Below are 15926 nucleotides of genomic sequence, written 5' to 3'. Positions count from 1 at the left end.
TGTCCCGATCTCCTCGTGTGAACGCAGTAGCACGCGACCGGTAATGCTACACGCCGAGGCGCGCTCGCTTGTGCGCTGCGTCAAGGACGCCGACGCATGCGGCGCCTGCGCTGGGGCCCGAACGCGCGTAGCTCACGATCGCGAGAGCGACGACCCGTCAGGAGGTCTGCGACCAGCTCACCGGTTGCCGGCGCCAGACCAAAGCCCAGCATGTTGTGGCCGGTCGCGACGAGGACTCGCCCGTCGGAGGAGACCGGCCCGATGAACGGCACACCGTCGGGCGTCATGGGCCTCGCGCCGACCCATTCCTCGGATCGTGTGCTCCAGTCCACGGATGACAGTCGCTGACCGGCGATCGCGGCAATCGCGGCAATGCGCCTGCGGTTGAACCGGTCGAAGGTGCCGTCGAACTCCAGGATCCCCGCGACCCGAAGCCCACGAACCATCGGTGTTGCCACGATGTGGGCGTCGTGGAAGTACAGCGGGTGTCTGGGCATCGGGGTCGCCTGGACCGACAGGCTGTATCCCTTTCCCGGGATCACTCTGAGCCGACTTTCAAGTGGACGGACCAGGGCCGTGGATCTCGCCCCCGCAGCAACAAGCACATGATCGGCCTCGAGCCGCTCTCCCAGATCCAGCTCGACCCAGGCCGAGCTCGTCCCCTCCCCCACCTTCTGGGCATGGCTGCCCAGCACGAAGCGAACTCCACGCTTCTCGAGTGACTGGTGGATCTGGTCGACGAACTCCGAGGGATCGGCACAACGCTCGGCCGGGTGGACGTAACCCGCTGCCACTGCTGGTCCGACCGCCGGCTCGTGCTCACGAAGGGCATCCCCGACCCAGAGCTGGTCAGGAGGCAGCGTCCCAATGCCTCGGTCAGCAAGCTCACGCATGACCGTCATCTCACGGTGTGCGCTCGCGACCGAATCGAAGCACTTCATCCAGCCGTCTGACCGCTGACTGGTGCCGATGCCCTGATCTACGAGCTCGTCCCAGAGCACATACGTCCTCTCGCTGAGAAGGTCCAGGCGCGCCAGACCGGCCTCGAATCGCGCCTTCGTCGAGTGGAGAGCAACCATGAGCAGGAACGGCGCCAATCGAGGTGCCGCAGTCGGCGAGACCACGAATGCGCTCCGGGAGTCGAAGAGGTGACGTAGTGCGTCCGACACCACGCCGGGCGCCGGCAGCGGAGTCGCCGCGGTTGCACCGATGAGGCCGGCATTCCCCCTGGCCGCACCACCTCCGATCTCCTTGTCGATGACCGTGACCTCGACACCCGCGCGCTCCAGGTAGTGCGCCGCGCAGAGCCCGATCACACCAGCTCCCACGATCAAGACATGTTCAGCCACTGGTTGGTTGCGCACTGGGCCAGCCCTCCTCGTCGTGCTGTTCGTTCTGCTGCCGGCGATGAACACCGATGCGGACGACTCCCTTGTGATGAACGGTCACGATGCCGCGACTCTACGATCGGCTCGCACCGCGCCAGCCGTCCGGACACGCGCCGCTCCCATCACCGGCCGATCAGCGACAGAGCTGCATCGACGATGGACCCCGTGTCGATCCCGTGGATCCGGTAGGCATCGTCCAGGTCTGAGGACTGGCCGAACTCCGTGACGCCGAGGTTGCGGATGCGGTCTCCTCGAGCACCCGCAAGGAACGAGAGAGTGTGCGGATGGCCATCGAGCACGGTGACGAGCGGCGCCGGTGCGTGCGACGGGAACAGCTCGTCGATGATCGATCCGCCGGTCCCCCCACGTCGCATCCCGCGCTGCTGGATCGACCGGAACACAAGGTCCGGACTGGTGAGACACACCACGCCGGCAGCGATGCCCAGGTCGGCGAGCAGGGAGGCAGCCATGATGACTTCGGGCATGATCGCCCCGGCACCGACCAGAGTCACCTCCTCAACCCCCTCGGCCCTGCGGGGCAGCCGGTACCCACCGGCGACCGCCTGCCGACGTCGACGCTCAGCCAGACGTGGGTCGTCGGGAACCTCGGCCAGCGCCGGCTCGAGCGGGCGGGTCGAGAGACGGAAGTACGACGAGGTGCCGCCCGGCACGCCGACCTGCGCCATCGCGTGCAGAAAGGTCCACTCGAGATCCTGTGCGAAGGCGGGCTCCCAGGCGACGCAACCCGGCTGCTCCAGCCCAATGGACGGCGTGGTGATCGATTGGTGCGCTCCGCCTTCGGGGGACAGCGTCACGCCTGACGGCGTACCGATGAGGATCGACTGCCCGCCGGCGTAGATGCCGTACGACCACGGTTCAAGGGCGCGCCCGACGAAGGGGTCGTAGATCGTGCCGATGGGAATGAGCCGTTCACCCCAACGGCTCCACGTGGCTCCCAGCTCGCCGAGCAGGCTGACGAGATTGACCTCGGCGATACCCAGCTCGATGTGCTGACCCCGTTGGACTTCCGCCCATTTCAACATCCGCTCTCCGTCGTCGGCGAACCAATCGCGCCTCTCCTGCACGGACCACACGCCGGTCTTGTTGATCCAGCCACCAAGGTTGGTCGAGGAGGCGACGTCCGGGCTGCAGGTGACGACGCGGGCCGCGACCGAGTGGGCATCGCGTGGAAGGTCGGCGAGCAGCCGGCCGAGCGCGGCTTGAGTCGAGATCGGCTTGCGATGGGGGTGCCCCAACGCCACCGGGATCGCCACCTCGGCGGCCTGCAGGATCGGCTCCCGCGACAGCGCCGACGCTCGCCGCTCGCACAGTCCGGCCGGCACGCTGCCGGGCTCGAAGGCGGTCCACGGGTCGTCGAGCTCGGTGCCGCAGGATTCCGCCAGCGATCTCATCTGTGCCTCGGTGAGAAGGGCGGAATGATTGTTGGGATGCCCTTCCGTGGGGAGTCCGCGGCCCTTGACCGTGTAGGCGAACACCACCGTGGGGCGATGGGCATCGACGGTCGAGAAGGTGTCGACGAGGAGTCCCAGGTCATGGCCACCCAGGTCCCGGATGGCGTCCGCCAGCCCTTGCGGGCCCACTTCGGTCAGCAGGTTCCGCAGCTCGGTACGGCCGCCCGCGGCGAGGATCCGCTCGGCTATCTCCGCGGGGTCGACACGGAGCATGCGCTGGTACTCCTCGTTGGGCATCTCCTCGAGCCTGCGCCGCAGCTCGTCTCCGCCGACGCGCTCGAAGACCTCCGAGATGCTGCGACCCCACTTCAGCGTCAGGACCTGCCAGCCCGCGGCCGCGAACATGCCTTGGAGGCGCTCGACCTGGATGTCCGGGATGACCCGGTCGAGCGACTGCCGGTTGAGGTCGACCACCCACAGCAGTTCCCCCAGGTTGGCCACGGCCGGGTCAGCCACGGCCTCCCAGATGGCACCCTCGTCCAGTTCCGCATCACCCAGGAGGCTGATGAACCGGCCGGCATCCGGCGTTCCGCCGAAGTGCGAGCACAGGTAGCGATGAGACATGGCCGCCCACAGCGAGGCCGTGGCCCCGATCCCCACCGAGCCGGTGGAGAAGTCGACCGTGTCAGGGTCCTTGAGCCGGCTGGGGTAGCTCTGGAGTCCACCCTTGGCGCGCAGAGCTGTCAGATAGTCCGGGTCGAGGTCGCCCAGCAAGTAGTTGATCGCGTGCAGAACGGGCGACGCATGCGGCTTGACCGACACCCGATCGTGCGACGTCAGTTCGTGGAACCACAGCGCAACCATGATGTCGACCATCGAGGCCGACGAGGCTTGGTGTCCGCCGACCTTGACACCCGTGGAGTTCGGACGGCCCCGGTTCGCCGCGTCCACGATCGCTGTGGAGAGCCACAGCACGCGCTGCGAGATCTCTCGAAGCGTTTCGAGAGCGCCCGTTGACGGTGCAGCGTCGAAGACGGGCGGAAAGTCGAGCTCGGTCATGGCGATTCCCTCGCAGCACGGTCCTGATGACGAAAGGGTGGCGACGCTCCGGTAGGAACATCGCCGTACATCGACGGGGATCGCCCGGAAGTAGGATCCGACAACAGCGCGACGACGCGGGTCCATCGTGCCGACTGCAGCACAGTTCGCACGTGACACGCTGCCCATGCCCTAGAGTCGCGCACATATCGCGCGTCACGAGCAATGATCGGGAGGGCCGATGGAGCTGGACTCAGTGGATCGGCAGCTCCTGACCCTGCTGCGCCACAACGGCCGCGCGTCGCTCAGCGACCTGGCGAACGCAGTCGGGCTCTCGACCGCGCCGGTGTCACGCCGCATCTCGCGCATGGAGCAGGCGGGTGTGATCCGCGGCTACACGGCGCTCGTCGATGACCGCCACACCGGCACCCTCGAGGCCTTCACCGAGGTCCGGCTCACCGGGGACATGGAGACCGATGAGTTGGCCGAGATCGTCCGCCAGGTGCCCGAGGTGGTCGAGTTCTACACGATCGCCGGCGATCCGGACGCCCTCGTGCGAATCGTCGTGGACGACGTCGACCACCTGCAGCGCGTGGTGAACGCATTCCGGCGTACGGGCAAGCTCACCGGAACCAAGACCCTCATCGTGATGAAGTCGTGGAGCAGGATGCGCGACGAGGTGCAGGGACCGTGACCGTCGCGCCGCGTGGGCTCCATCCTGCTGCTCATCAGGAACAGGTCAGTCAGTCCCGGTCGGCAGGGTGGGATGGTCGGTGGGGTAGACGCCGATCGCGAACCCGTACGTGGTCGCGCCGGACCTGGGGAGCCTGTCGAACTCGGCGACCAGCGCGGCCATCCGGTCCCAGAACTGCGAGGCTTGATCGCCCGAGATGCGCGCGTGCCGGATGAACGCCCAGAGCTTTCCCTGCTCGAACGCGGTCGCGGACTCGTGCGCAGCCACCGCGAAGTCGTTGAAGTCGCCCGCCATCTCCCGCCCAGCCGGTGACGGCTCCGGCGCCATGTAGAACATGCGGGCGGTGCGCCCGTAGAAGCGCTCCTCGATCGCCCGCACCTTCCGGGTGCGCACGACCTGGAGCAGGCCGTTCCGGGTGAGCACGTCCACGTGGTGCGCGACCGTGCTCTTGGGGCGCTCGACCGCGACGGCGAGCTCGCTGACGGTCGCGGCTCGCTCGTGGAGGAGTTGCAGGATCGTGGTGCGGAGGGGGTGCCCGACCGCCTTCACCTGCGCCGGCATGGTCAGCGCCATCCGATCGGCGAGCTGGTAGTCCGGGGGGTTGTGGGCCACGGCAGAACAGACTAGCGTCATCGAATGTTCGGGAAAAGTCGATCAATGGGAGGGTTGCTTCCGAGATGACCGAGGTTCTGCTGTACCACCACATCCAGGGCCTGACCGACGGCGTGCGCGCTTTCGCCGACGACCTTCGACAAGCAGGCCACACGGTGCACACGCCCGACCTCTTCGACGGCCGCACCTTCGGCAGCATCGAGGACGGTTTCGACCATGCCGGCGACGTCGGCTTCGACGCCATCCGGGAGCGCGGTGCCGCCGCGGCCGAGGAGCTCGGTCCCGAGCTCGTCTATGCCGGATTCTCGTTCGGCGTGACGATTGCCCAGCGGCTCGCGCAGACCCGGCCCGGAGCGCGCGGGGCACTGCTCATGTACTCCTGCATTCCGGTCGGGGAGTTCGGGGAGGCGTGGCCGGTCGGCGTGCCGGTACAGATCCACGGCAAGGAGGGCGACGAGTTCTTCGAGGAGGACCTGCCGGCCGCACGAGAGCTCGCCGGATCCGTGACCGCGGCCGAGCTGTTCATCTACCCCGGCGACCAGCACCTCTTCGCCGACTCCTCGCTCGACGCCTACGACCCCGAGGCGTCCACGCTGCTCATGGAGCGGGTGCAGGCCTTCCTCGCTGCCCTGTAACCGGCGCCGGTCTGGCAGGTTCCGGATGGGTGCGAGCCAGGGGTTCGACCCCACACCTTCTCGTTGCCATCGGCACAGTGCGCTACCCGCTGCTCCCAGCAGCGCCTCAAGAATTTGGTGGAGCTGAGGGTGTGTTCCGTCAGGACATCCCGGACTGATCTCTCAGGACATCCCGGACCCAATGAGCCGATGCTCATCCGGCTGAGGGCAGCCTCCGGGCATGTCGAAGGCCCGGCTGGTCATCACCGCTATCGAGATCGAAGGGCGCACGGTCACCGAGGTCATCGCGAGCTATGGCGTGTCCCGCTCGTGGGTCTATGAGCTGCTGGCCCGCTACCGGACCGAGGGCCAGACCGCCTTCGAACCCCGCTCCCGACGGCCGAAGAACAGCCCGACCGCGGTCCCGCAGGCGACCGTCGACCTGATCGTCAGGCTCCGTAAACAACTGACCGAGTCAGGCTTGGATGCCGGCCCCGACACGATCGCCTGGCACCTGGCCCACCGCCACCAGCTGACCGTCTCGGTCAGCACCATCGCCCGGACCCTGACCAGGCAGAGCTTGGTCACCCCGCAGCCGAGGAAACGCCCGAAAGCCTCCTACATCAGGTTCGCCGCCGAGCAACCAAACGAGACCTGGCAATCAGACTTCACCCACTACCGCCTCGCCGATGGCACCCCGGCCGGGCAGACGTGGAGATCATCACCTGGCTCGACGACCACTCCCGCTACGCCCTCCACGTCACCGCCCACCACCGGATCACCGGACAGATGGTGGTGGCGACCTTCCGCGAAACCGCAGACCAGCACGGATATCCCGCCTCAGTCCTCACCGACAACGGCCTCGTCTACACGACCCGGTTCTCCGGCGGCCGCGGCGGCCGCAACGGCCTGGAGACCGAACTGCAACGCCTCGACATCGTCCAGAAGAACTCCCGCCCCAACCACCCGACCACCTGCGGGAAGGTCGAACGGTTCCAGCAGACCCTGAAGAAGTGGCTGGCCGCTCAACTCGCCCAGCCAAGCACGCTGGCCGAACTGCAAACACTCATCGACGCCTTCATCGAGGCCTACAACCACAGCCGCCCGCACCGGTCCTTGCCGCACCGAGCCACCCCGGCCACTGCCTACGCAGCACGCCCCAAGGCCGGCCCGACCACCGATCGCAGCAGCGACGTCCACTACCGCGTACTGGCCGACAAGATCGACCTCAACGGCAAGCTCAGCCTCCGCCTCAACGGCCGCATGCACCACATCGGCGTCGGCACCGAACACGCCCGAACCCAAGTCCTCAAACTCGTCGACGACCTCCACGTCCGCATCGTCAACGCCGCCACCGGCGAGCTCCTCCGCGAGCTCACCATCGACCCCACCCGCGACTACCAGCCACTCGGCCGACCACCAGGCCCGAAACCGAAAAACAGAAACCCGAACCCCTGATAAGGGTTCGGGCAGTCCGGGATCTCTTGAGAGATCACATGGTGGAGCTGAGGGGATTCGAACCCCTGACCTTCTCGTTGCCATCGGCACAGTGCGCTACCCGCTGCTCCCAGCAGCGCCGTAAGAATTTGGTGGAGCTGAGGGGATTCGAACCCCTGACCTTCTCATTGCGAACGAGACGCGCTACCAACTGCGCCACAGCCCCAAGCAGGGGAAAAGTTACCACCCGGCGAGACGTCCTCCGAATCGAGGAGTCGGGTCAGGCTCCGGCCGCCTTGCGCTGCTCGGCCTGGCCCTCCGCCTCGACCTCTGCCTCCGCGTGGGCCAGCTCCTCGGCCGTGCGGGCGAGCTCGGTGTCGGCGGCGTCGTGGCCCGACGAGGTCATCCCGGTGATCTCGATGGTCCGGACGGTACGACGGGCGCGGGCCTTGTTGACGTACGTCGGAAGCGTGACCGGCAGCGGATCCCAGAGGCCACCCTCGTCGAGCACCGGCGCCGCGACGGCGTCGGCGAGCTCCTGACGGGACAGGCCCTGGGTGTCCTCACGCGCGAGGTCGGGCTCGACCTCGGCCGGAGACGTCGTCTGGGAGGTCGACGGCTCGACGGCCGAGGCCGATTCCCGAGTCTCGTGCTGGACGGGCGCAGCGCGGCGCACCTGCTGCGCCCGGACTGTGAGCCGGGCGATCACGAGGAAGGCGACCACGAGGCCGCCCGGGACCGCGATCGACCACCACGGCGTGTAGGCGAGGTAGCTGGTCACCGAGACCGCCACCAGCGCGGCGAGGAGGACGGCGAGCACACGACGCCGCCGCCTGGCCGCGTTGCGTGCGGACTCGCGGGTGATCGTGCGTGCCTGGGGGGCGGGGTTCTCGACAGGCTCGACCGGCGAAGAGGGCTGGACCACCGAGGACCGCTCGACCACCGGGGCTGCGGGCGTGCGGACCGGCGGGACGGACGCGCCGACGACCCGGACGGAGTCGGAGAAGGTGTCGACGGGACGGCTCGCGGCCAGGTCGTCGTGGTGCTTGAGCGCCTTGGGGATGAGGTAGCCGGCCCACCCGACGGCGAGCACCACGAAGATGATTCCTGACAGGTCCACGCCACGAGGGTAGGAGGGACCGGGTCCGGCGACCCGCAGGCGCTTCGGTGTGTCGCGAGATCACTCCTGTGACTGGTGTGATCAGGACCGCGCGAGCCGCTCCTGAAGGCCGCGCGGGCACTCCTCCCGGGTGATCGCGAAGAGCCGGTGGTCGCGCCAATCGCCGTCGATGTGGAGGTACCGCGACGCGTGGCCGTACTCCGCGATGCCGAGCTTCTCCACGATGCGCAACGACGCGGCGTTCTCGGGCCGGATGGCGATCTCGATGCGGTGCAGCTTGAGCACGAAGAAGCAGTGGTCGACGGCCATCGCGACGGCGCGGGTCGTCAGGCCGCGGCCGGCGTACTCCTGGTCGATCCAGTAGCCCATCGAGGCGAACTGCGCCGAGCCGCGGACGATGTTGTTGACGGTGAGCTGGCCGACGAACCGCCCGTCGTACTCGATCGCGAACGGCAGCTGCCGGCCCGCCCTGGCCTCGCGCTGCATCGCGCGCACCATCGCTCCGAACGTGCGCGGTCGCGCGTCCGCGCCGGGTGGTGTCGTCGCGTCCCAGCGCGACAGCCACGACACGTTGCGCTGTCGCACCCGGCGCCAGGTCTTCCGGTCACCGACCGAGAGCGGGCGCAGACGCAGCGGGCCATGACTGAGCACGGCCGGCCAGCCGGGGCTCAATGATCGCTCCCGACGATCTGCTCGACGGCATGCCGAAGCACCGGTACGACGACCTCGAGACCGTCGCGCACTCCCCCGGTCGAGCCGGGAAGGTTCACCACCAGCGCCGACCCGACCACTCCGGCCAGGCCGCGCGAGAGCATCGCCGTCGGCACTCCCTTGGCGACGCCGTGCGCCCGGATCGCCTCCGCGATGCCCGGGACCTCGCGGTCGAGGAGCGCCCGGGTGACCTCCGGCGTGCGGTCGGTCGGGGTGAGGCCGGTGCCACCGGTGGTGAGAACGAGCCGGGCGCCATCGGCGACCGCGAGCCTGATGGCGTCGCCCACCGGGTCGCCGTCGCGCACGACGACCGGCTCGGTCACGGTCCAGCCGTCCGCACGCAGCGCCTCGACGATCAGGGGCCCCGTCGTGTCCGCGTAGACCCCGCCGGCCGCACGGTTGGACGCGACGATCACGGCGGCGTGCAGCCGGTCGCTCACGGGCGCTGCCACGGGCCGCTCTTCCCACCCGTCTTGGACTCCACGCGCACGTCGGTGATCACGGCGCCTTTGTCGACCGCCTTCACCATGTCGACCACGGTCAGGGCCGCGACCGAGACTGCGGTGAGGGCCTCCATCTCGACGCCGGTGCGATCCGTGGTCCGCACGGTCGCGGTGATCGCGACCGCGTCGTCGAGCACCTCGAGATCGACGGTCACCCCCGAGATGGCGAGCGGGTGGCACAGCGGGACGAGGTCCGGGGTCCGCTTGGCCGCCATGATCCCGGCCACCCGGGCGACGCCGAGCGCATCACCCTTCGGGAGCCCACCGGATGAGCGCAGCAGGGAGACGACCTCGGAGGAGACCAGGACTCGGCCGCTTGCCACCGCCACCCGCTCGGTGGCCTCCTTCGCCGAGACGTCGACCATCCGGGCGGCGCCGGACTCGTCGACATGGGTGAGCCGTGCGTCGTCCGCCATCAGTACTCCCGGTCGAGCAGCAGCACGGGTACGTCGGAGTCGGGGGCCACCGAGGTGACGTCCTCAGCGAGCACGATCAGCGCGTTCGCCTGGGCCAGTCCGCCCATCAGGTGCGAGCCCGCGCCGCCCACCGGGGTGACCACCGACCCGCCGACGCGCGGCTCGAACTGTCCGCGAAGGAACTGCCGCCGCCCGGCGATCGACGTGACGCCGCTGGTGATGCGCGCACGGACCAGGGTGCGGTTGAGCGGCGTACGCCCCATCATCTTGCGCAGCGCCGGCACCACGAACACCTCGAAGGAGACGTACGCCGAGACCGGGTTGCCGGGGAGCGTGAAGATCGGGGTGTCGTCCTCGCCGATCACGCCGAACCCCTGCGGCTTGCCCGGCTGCATCGCGACCTCGCGGAAGGCGACCGTGCCCAGCTCGGACAGCGCCTCCTTGACGACGTCGTGGGTGCCCTTGCTGACGCCACCGCTGGTGACCACGACGTCGGCCCGCACCAGCTGGTCGCTCAGCGCCTCCACGAAGGTCTCCGGGTCGTCGGGGCTGGCCGAGACGCGGTAGGCGATGGCTCCGGCCTGCCGGGCGGCCGCCGCGAGCAGGAACGAGTTCGCGTCGAAGATGTGGTCGCGACCGAGCTGCTCGCCCGGCTCGACGAGCTCGGACCCCGTCGACATCACCACGACCCGGGGCCGCGGGCGGGTGGTGACGCGGCCGATCCCGACCGACGCCAGCAGGCCGGCGCGGCGCGCGTCGATCCGCTCGCCGGCGCGCAGGATGACGTCGCCCTCGGAGATGTCCTCACCGGCGCGTCGGATGTGCTGCCCCTCCGACGGCGCGCGCCGGATCAGCACCTTGGCGACGCCGTCGTCGGTGTCCTCGACCGGTACGACGGCCGTGCAGCCGGTCGGGATCGGGGCACCGGTCATGATCCGGACCGCCGTGCCGGGCGACATCGCGAAGATCTGTGTCTGGCCGGCGGCGATCTCCCCCACCACCGGCAGGTGCACGGGTCGCTCGGGTCCGGCCTCGGCCACGTCGCGGAACACCACCGCGTAGCCGTCCATCGCGGAGTTGTCGAAGACCGGCAACGAGATCGGCGAGACCACGTCCTCGATCGCCGGCAGCCCGAGCGTCTCGAGCAGCGGCTGGTCGTACGCGGGCAGCTCGTCGATCCGCTCGAGGACGAGCGCGAGGTGCTCGTCGACTCCCATCAGGGCGTTGTCGGGCATGGCCCCCACCCTATGACCGCCGGAGCGGTCAGCTGCCGAGCACCGTGCCGGACTCGACGCGCCCGCGCTCGCCGTCGAGCTTCACGCTCCCGACGACCTTGACGTCCGCGCCGAAGGTCCAGTCGCCGTCGACCACCAGCGCCTCGGCCTCGCGCAACGAAGGAGCGCCCTCCTTGAAGCGCCGATCGAAGTCACCGACCAGCTTGTAGATGCCGTCGAGATCGACGAACGGCACCATCCGGGCAGCCTGGTCCAGCACGAAGTCCGGACCGATGTCGTAGACGTCGGAGCGGAGCACCAGCAGGTCGTTGGTGGTCTTCACCGGCACGAACCGCTGCCGCGTCACCTCGATCGTCTGGGCGCCCTCGAAGATCTCGATGGCCGCCCCCATCGCCGACTCGATCTGGATCACCTCCGGCGTCGAGGCGTCGGCCGGGTCGATGTTCTTCACGTTGCGGATCAGCGGCAGCCCGAGCACTCCGTCACGACGGTCGAGCTCGGCCTGGAGCGCTTCGAGGTCGACCCAGATGTTGTTCGTCGAGGTGAACCTGTGCCGGTCGAGGTCGGCCAGCGCGTCACGGTCGGCCGGCAGCGTCTGCGCGGTCTCGCGGAGCACGATGCGCCTGTCGGTCTTCCGGACGGCGAAGTGGCCGCCCTTGCGGTCCGAGGGGATCCGCCGCACCGCCTCGATGGCGAACGGTGCTCCCGACCGCGCGAACCAGCCGGCCACCCGTGGCTCGGCGACGGCCCCCAGGTTGTCGGCGTTGGAGATGAAGAGCCAGCGGTACCCGGCGCCGAGCAGCGTCCTGGCGAGCCCGGTCGCGGAGATCGCGGTGTAGAGGTCGCCGTGCCCCGGGGGGCACCACTCGAGCGTCGGGTCCTTGGGCCAGCTCACGGGCGTCAGGTCGGTCTTGAGGAGCTTGGGCTCCTTGTTCTGCATGAGCTCCAGGGGGATCCCGTCGATCGCCAGGTCGGAGTACCGGGAGAGGGCGGCGAGCGTGTCGGCGCTGGTGCGGAAGCTGTTCATGAAGATCAACGGCAGCCCGGCGCCGTGGGCGCTGCGCAGGTGGAGCACCTGCCGCGCGATGATGTCGAGGAACGACAGTCCCCGGCGCACGCAGAGCAGCGACTTGGCGCGCTCCATGCCCATCGACGTGCCGAGCCCACCGTTGAGCTTGATGATCGCGGTCTCGCGCAGAGCCCGGACGTCGGCGTCCTCGTCGGTCTGCACGTCGGCCAGGGCAGGCATGTCCATCGGCTCGATGGTGGACTCGGGGATCATCCCGGTCTCGCCGCGCTCGAGCTGCCGGTAGTGGTGTGCGAACACGTCGATCGCGAGCGGGTGCACCCCCGCGGCAGCCATCTTGTCGCGCGCCAGTCGCAGTCCCGGACCGCTTCCGCCCTCGTTCATACCTCGATCGTAGGGTCGTCAGTGCCATGGACAACATCGAGGCCACCAAGCTCGCCCTCCGCGACCAGCTGCTGACTGCTCGCGGGCGCCTGCCCGTCGCCGAGATCGCGGCCCGCGCGCACGCCGTCGCCGAGCTGCTGACGGCCGCCCCGGAGGTACGCCGGGCCGCGACCGTCGCGGCGTACGTGTCGGTCGGCCGGGAGCCGGGCACGGGCGTGCTGCTCGACGCACTGGCCGCCGCGGGCAAGCGGGTGATCCTCCCGCTGCTGCGGCCCGACAACGACCTCGACTGGGCGGCCTACACCGGACCGGAGGGGCTCCTCTCGGCAGGCCGCGGGCTGCTCGAGCCGGCCGGCCCCGCTCTGGGGGCCGACGCGATCGCGACCGCGGACGCGGTCGTCGTCCCGGGCCTGGCGGTCGACCGCACCGGCCTGCGGCTGGGCCGCGGCGGCGGGTCCTACGACCGGGTGCTCGGCCGCGTCCCGGTGGGCACCTTCACCTGCGTCGTGCTCAACGAGTCCGAGCTGCTCGACGTCGTCCCCACGGCGAGCCACGACCGGCGGGTCACGGCAGCGGTGACCGAGCAGAGGCTCATCCGGTTCTGAGCACGGGCGACGGCTCGATCCGGCGCGGATGGTCGCGTATGATTGGCACTCGACGCGGACGAGTGCCAATCGCCTCGTCGCCCCAGACCGGTTGACCCAAGGAATGCCCGTGCCGACGTACCAGTACTCCTGCACCGAGTGCGGCCACTTCTTCGAGGCCGTCCAGAGCTTCAGCGACGACTCCCTGACCGTCTGCCCGGAGTGCGAGGGCCGGCTGCGCAAGGTCTACAACGCGGTCGGCGTCGTCTTCAAGGGCTCCGGCTTCTATCGCACCGACAGCCGCGGCTCGACCGGCGGGTCGGAGGGTGGCTCGGAGGTCGCGGCCTCCACCTCGACCGGCGACTCCGGGGCGACCAAGACCGAGACGAAGAAGAGCGAGAGCAAGCCGGTCGCCGCGGCGACCACCGCCGCGGACTGACCGCTTCCCCGGGACCTGTGGACAGTCCCGACGGCACGGCACCCACGCTGCCTAGCGTGGAGGAATGAAGCCGCTGAACCTGCTCGACGACCTGCGCCGCCGGATCCTGGTCCACCGACGCGTGCTCGGCGGCTCCCTCGCGGCGCTCGCGGTCTGGCTCGTCTTCCAGTCCGCGTCCACGCCACCGCCGGCCACCGAGCCCGTGTGGACGGCGGCCCACGACCTGCCCAGCGGCACGGTCCTGAGCCGTGGCGATCTGGCCCGCACCGGCTTCGCTCCCGGCAGCGTGCCGGTCGCGGCCGTCCGGTCGGTCGGTGCGGTCATCGGCCGGACGCTGGCGACACCCCTGGGCAGGGGCGAGCCGATCACGGCCGGCCACCTCACCGGCACGGAAGGCCTGGCCGGCTACCCGGGGCGTTCGGCGGTCGCGGTCCGGATCCCCGACACCGACGTCGCCGCCCTGCTCACTCCCGGGCAGCGGGTCGCCCTGGTGGCATCCGACCCCCAGGGCGGGCAGCAGCCGGAGCGGGTTGCGGACGACGCCGCCGTGCTGGCTGTCCCCGAACGCGGCGCCGGCGCTGCGGCCGGCTCGCTAGGCGGCCGGCTGGTGGTCTTCGCCGTGCCCCGCGAGGAGGCCGACGAGGTGGCCGCCGCGGGCACGACGCGCTACCTGAGCGTCGTCTGGAGCCGCTAGCGTGCCGGTGTCCGCACAGCGCCCGACTCGGGCACGGCCCAGGAGGTCACATGACCGGCTTCAAGAACTTCCTTCTACGGGGCAACCTCGTCGAGATCGCCGTCGCGTTCATCGTCGCCGGTGCCTTCGGTGTGGTCGTCAAGACCTTCACCGAGTGGCTGACGGGCCTGATGCCCGACTCCGCCCACAAGGTGTTCGGCACCGATGCACAGAGCTTCGGCGCCTTCCTGAACGCCGTGATCGCGTTCGTCCTCCTTGCAGCGGTCGTGTACTTCCTGGTCGTGGTGCCTTACACCAAGGCCAAGGAGCGGTTCTTCCCCAAGGAGGAGGAGGGCAAGCCCGCCGACATCGCGCTGCTGGAGGAGATCCGCGACCTGCTCGCCACCCGGAACGGCACCGTCTGAGGGGTCCCGGTCTGAGGCGGTCAGCCGTGGTGCGGGGGGACCTGACTCCTCAGCCAGTCCTCCTGCGCCTTCTCCTCGGTACGCCGGTCCGAGGCTCCGCCCTCGTCGGCGTCGTCCCCGGTCTGCTCAGGGATCACGTCGCCGAAGATCTCGGCCAGCCGGCGACGTCGCTTCGCCTCGGCGCGGGCCCGCGCCCGGGTGGCGTCCGGTGAGCTCGGCTCGTCACTCATCGCGCGGCCGCGGGCAGGGCCGCCGCGTCGAACCAGGCGGCGTCGAAGGTCGGGCGCCGCGGCGTCCAGCCGGTCTGGGCCGAGAAGTGGTCGGAGCTGACCCGCAGCGATCGCGTCAGCGGCTCGACCCGCGGACCGGCCAGGCGGCGCAGGACCGGACCCATGAAGGCACCGCTCTCGGCTCCGGCCGCCTTGGCGTAGGCGGCCACGAGCTCGCCCCGCAGCACCGGCTCGGCGCCGACGTTGTAGACCCCACGTGGCGCGTGCAGGGCGGCGACGACCGCCGGCCCGAGGTCGTCGGTGTGCACGAGGTGCGACCAGTTCTCGGGGCGGCCGATGCCGACGGGACGCTTGTTGGCCGCCGCCTTCAGCAGGAACCGGGTGGTCGGGTCGTCCCCGACGACGGTCCCGAAGCGCAGCACCACGCCGGCCCGTGAGCTCGAGCCGAAGTCGAGGACGTGCGACTCACCGACCGCGGCCGGCTCGGTCGCAGGGGTGATCTCGATCGGGTCCTGCTCCCGGATCCACGCATCGCCCCCGTCGGCGTACAGGTGGCTGACGCTCTGCTGGACGAGCCGGCGGACACCGGCCGCACGCGCAGCGGCGACCACGTTGGCCACCGCCTTGGTGCGCAGCGCGTCGTTGCGCCGCCAGGCCGTCGGCCACGCGGCGGAGTACCCGACCGGCACGCGGGAGGCGAGGTTGACGACTGCATCGGCGCCCAGGTAGGCGGCCTCGAGGCTGGCGGCATCGAACAGGTCGGCAGGTCGCGGACGCGCACCGAGGTCCTGGATCAGCGCGGTGTTCTGCGGAGAACGGGAGAGCACGTCGACGTCGTGGCCCGCGGCGAGGAGAGAGCGCACGGCAGCACGACCGATGACCCCCGTCCCCCCGGACACGACAACCCGCACCTGCCCATCTTGCATAACGAACCGATAACGCACAACTCGCCCCGCACGCCGCGCGCGGCGGAGGCGGGCGGCC

At 69.9% G+C, this 15926-nt stretch carries 18 protein-coding genes, 1 tRNA gene and 1 pseudogene; 8 read left to right on the top strand and 12 right to left on the bottom strand.

The window, feature by feature from the left end; translation table 11 throughout:
- Positions 1-80 precede the first annotated feature (80 nt).
- Positions 81-1415: an NAD(P)/FAD-dependent oxidoreductase gene (locus ACVW00_RS04075; RefSeq protein ID WP_457109624.1), complete on the bottom strand. Its 1335-nt coding sequence runs from the start codon at positions 1413-1415 to the stop codon at positions 81-83.
- Between the two features lie 95 nt (positions 1416-1510).
- Entirely contained in the window at positions 1511-3859 is a 2349-nt protein-coding gene (locus ACVW00_RS04070) for a transketolase-like TK C-terminal-containing protein (RefSeq protein ID WP_457109623.1), read from the bottom strand.
- A 220-nt stretch (positions 3860-4079) separates the two neighbouring features.
- Here ACVW00_RS04070 and ACVW00_RS04065 point away from each other — a divergent pair, with 220 nt between their 5' ends.
- A complete protein-coding gene (locus ACVW00_RS04065; RefSeq protein WP_457109622.1) occupies positions 4080-4532 on the top strand; it encodes an Lrp/AsnC family transcriptional regulator in 453 nt (150 codons plus the stop codon).
- 45 nt (positions 4533-4577) lie between these two features.
- Here ACVW00_RS04065 and ACVW00_RS04060 read toward each other — a convergent pair whose 3' ends face one another.
- Positions 4578-5144 (bottom strand): ArsR/SmtB family transcription factor, encoded by a 567-nt coding sequence (locus tag ACVW00_RS04060; protein WP_457109621.1) that lies wholly within the window; start codon positions 5142-5144, stop codon positions 4578-4580.
- A gap of 65 nt (positions 5145-5209) precedes the next feature.
- Here ACVW00_RS04060 and ACVW00_RS04055 point away from each other — a divergent pair, with 65 nt between their 5' ends.
- From ACVW00_RS04055 to ACVW00_RS04045, 3 genes and pseudogenes are all read left to right on the top strand, one after another.
- Positions 5210-5779, top strand: coding sequence for a dienelactone hydrolase family protein (locus tag ACVW00_RS04055; protein WP_457109620.1), 570 nt, complete (start codon positions 5210-5212; stop codon positions 5777-5779).
- Positions 5780-5999: 220 nt separating this feature from the next.
- Positions 6000-6266: pseudogene (locus ACVW00_RS04050) on the top strand (helix-turn-helix domain-containing protein); the annotation flags it as partial.
- A 203-nt stretch (positions 6267-6469) separates the two neighbouring features.
- A complete protein-coding gene (locus ACVW00_RS04045; RefSeq protein WP_457109619.1) occupies positions 6470-7216 on the top strand; it encodes an integrase core domain-containing protein in 747 nt (248 codons plus the stop codon).
- Between the two features lie 129 nt (positions 7217-7345).
- On the opposite strand, the gene ACVW00_RS04040 is transcribed toward ACVW00_RS04045, so the two are convergent.
- The 7 genes from ACVW00_RS04040 to ACVW00_RS04010 all read right to left on the bottom strand — a co-directional run bounded on the left by ACVW00_RS04040 (position 7346) and on the right by ACVW00_RS04010 (position 12591).
- Positions 7346-7421 (bottom strand) — tRNA-Ala (locus ACVW00_RS04040).
- Between the two features lie 54 nt (positions 7422-7475).
- Positions 7476-8315 (bottom strand): divisome protein SepX/GlpR, encoded by an 840-nt coding sequence (sepX, locus tag ACVW00_RS04035; protein ID WP_457109618.1) that lies wholly within the window; start codon positions 8313-8315, stop codon positions 7476-7478.
- 81 nt (positions 8316-8396) lie between these two features.
- Positions 8397-8987 carry a GNAT family N-acetyltransferase gene (locus ACVW00_RS04030; protein ID WP_457109617.1) on the bottom strand — a complete coding sequence of 197 codons (591 nt, stop codon included), beginning with the start codon at positions 8985-8987 and terminating at the stop codon, positions 8397-8399.
- Positions 8984-9478, bottom strand: a complete 495-nt coding sequence (locus tag ACVW00_RS04025) for a MogA/MoaB family molybdenum cofactor biosynthesis protein (RefSeq protein WP_457109616.1) — start codon at positions 9476-9478, stop codon at positions 8984-8986. Before ACVW00_RS04025 ends, ACVW00_RS04030 begins: the two co-directional genes overlap by 4 nt.
- Complete coding sequence (gene moaC / locus ACVW00_RS04020) at positions 9463-9945, bottom strand: cyclic pyranopterin monophosphate synthase MoaC (protein WP_457109615.1); 483 nt, start codon at positions 9943-9945, stop codon at positions 9463-9465. Before moaC ends, ACVW00_RS04025 begins: the two co-directional genes overlap by 16 nt.
- Positions 9945-11180 carry a molybdotransferase-like divisome protein Glp gene (gene glp / locus ACVW00_RS04015; protein ID WP_457109614.1) on the bottom strand — a complete coding sequence of 412 codons (1236 nt, stop codon included), beginning with the start codon at positions 11178-11180 and terminating at the stop codon, positions 9945-9947. The genes moaC and glp overlap by 1 nt, the downstream gene beginning before the upstream one ends.
- 28 nt (positions 11181-11208) lie before the next feature.
- Complete coding sequence (locus tag ACVW00_RS04010; protein ID WP_457109613.1) at positions 11209-12591, bottom strand: UTP--glucose-1-phosphate uridylyltransferase; 1383 nt, start codon at positions 12589-12591, stop codon at positions 11209-11211.
- A gap of 26 nt (positions 12592-12617) precedes the next feature.
- Between ACVW00_RS04010 and ACVW00_RS04005 the strand changes: the two genes are divergently transcribed.
- From ACVW00_RS04005 to ACVW00_RS03990, 4 genes are all read left to right on the top strand, one after another.
- Positions 12618-13196 carry a 5-formyltetrahydrofolate cyclo-ligase gene (locus ACVW00_RS04005; RefSeq protein WP_457109612.1) on the top strand — a complete coding sequence of 193 codons (579 nt, stop codon included), beginning with the start codon at positions 12618-12620 and terminating at the stop codon, positions 13194-13196.
- Between the two features lie 109 nt (positions 13197-13305).
- A complete protein-coding gene (locus ACVW00_RS04000; RefSeq protein WP_457109611.1) occupies positions 13306-13614 on the top strand; it encodes an FmdB family zinc ribbon protein in 309 nt (102 codons plus the stop codon).
- A 64-nt stretch (positions 13615-13678) separates the two neighbouring features.
- Complete coding sequence (locus ACVW00_RS03995) at positions 13679-14308, top strand: SAF domain-containing protein (RefSeq protein ID WP_457109610.1); 630 nt, start codon at positions 13679-13681, stop codon at positions 14306-14308.
- A gap of 50 nt (positions 14309-14358) precedes the next feature.
- Entirely contained in the window at positions 14359-14712 is a 354-nt protein-coding gene (locus tag ACVW00_RS03990) for an MscL family protein (RefSeq protein ID WP_457109609.1), read from the top strand.
- A 20-nt stretch (positions 14713-14732) separates the two neighbouring features.
- On the opposite strand, the gene ACVW00_RS03985 is transcribed toward ACVW00_RS03990, so the two are convergent.
- Positions 14733-14942 carry a hypothetical protein gene (locus ACVW00_RS03985; RefSeq protein WP_457109608.1) on the bottom strand — a complete coding sequence of 70 codons (210 nt, stop codon included), beginning with the start codon at positions 14940-14942 and terminating at the stop codon, positions 14733-14735.
- The gene (locus tag ACVW00_RS03980) at positions 14939-15868 is read right to left on the bottom strand and encodes an NAD-dependent epimerase/dehydratase family protein (RefSeq protein ID WP_457109607.1); all 930 of its coding nucleotides are present in this window, start codon (positions 15866-15868) and stop codon (positions 14939-14941) included. The genes ACVW00_RS03985 and ACVW00_RS03980 overlap by 4 nt, the downstream gene beginning before the upstream one ends.
- Positions 15869-15926 lie beyond the last annotated feature (58 nt).

This window comes from Marmoricola sp. URHA0025 HA25 (assembly GCF_054059435.1).
Note: the sequence above shows the minus strand (reverse complement) of the source record. Positions and strands in the feature narration are given on the sequence as shown.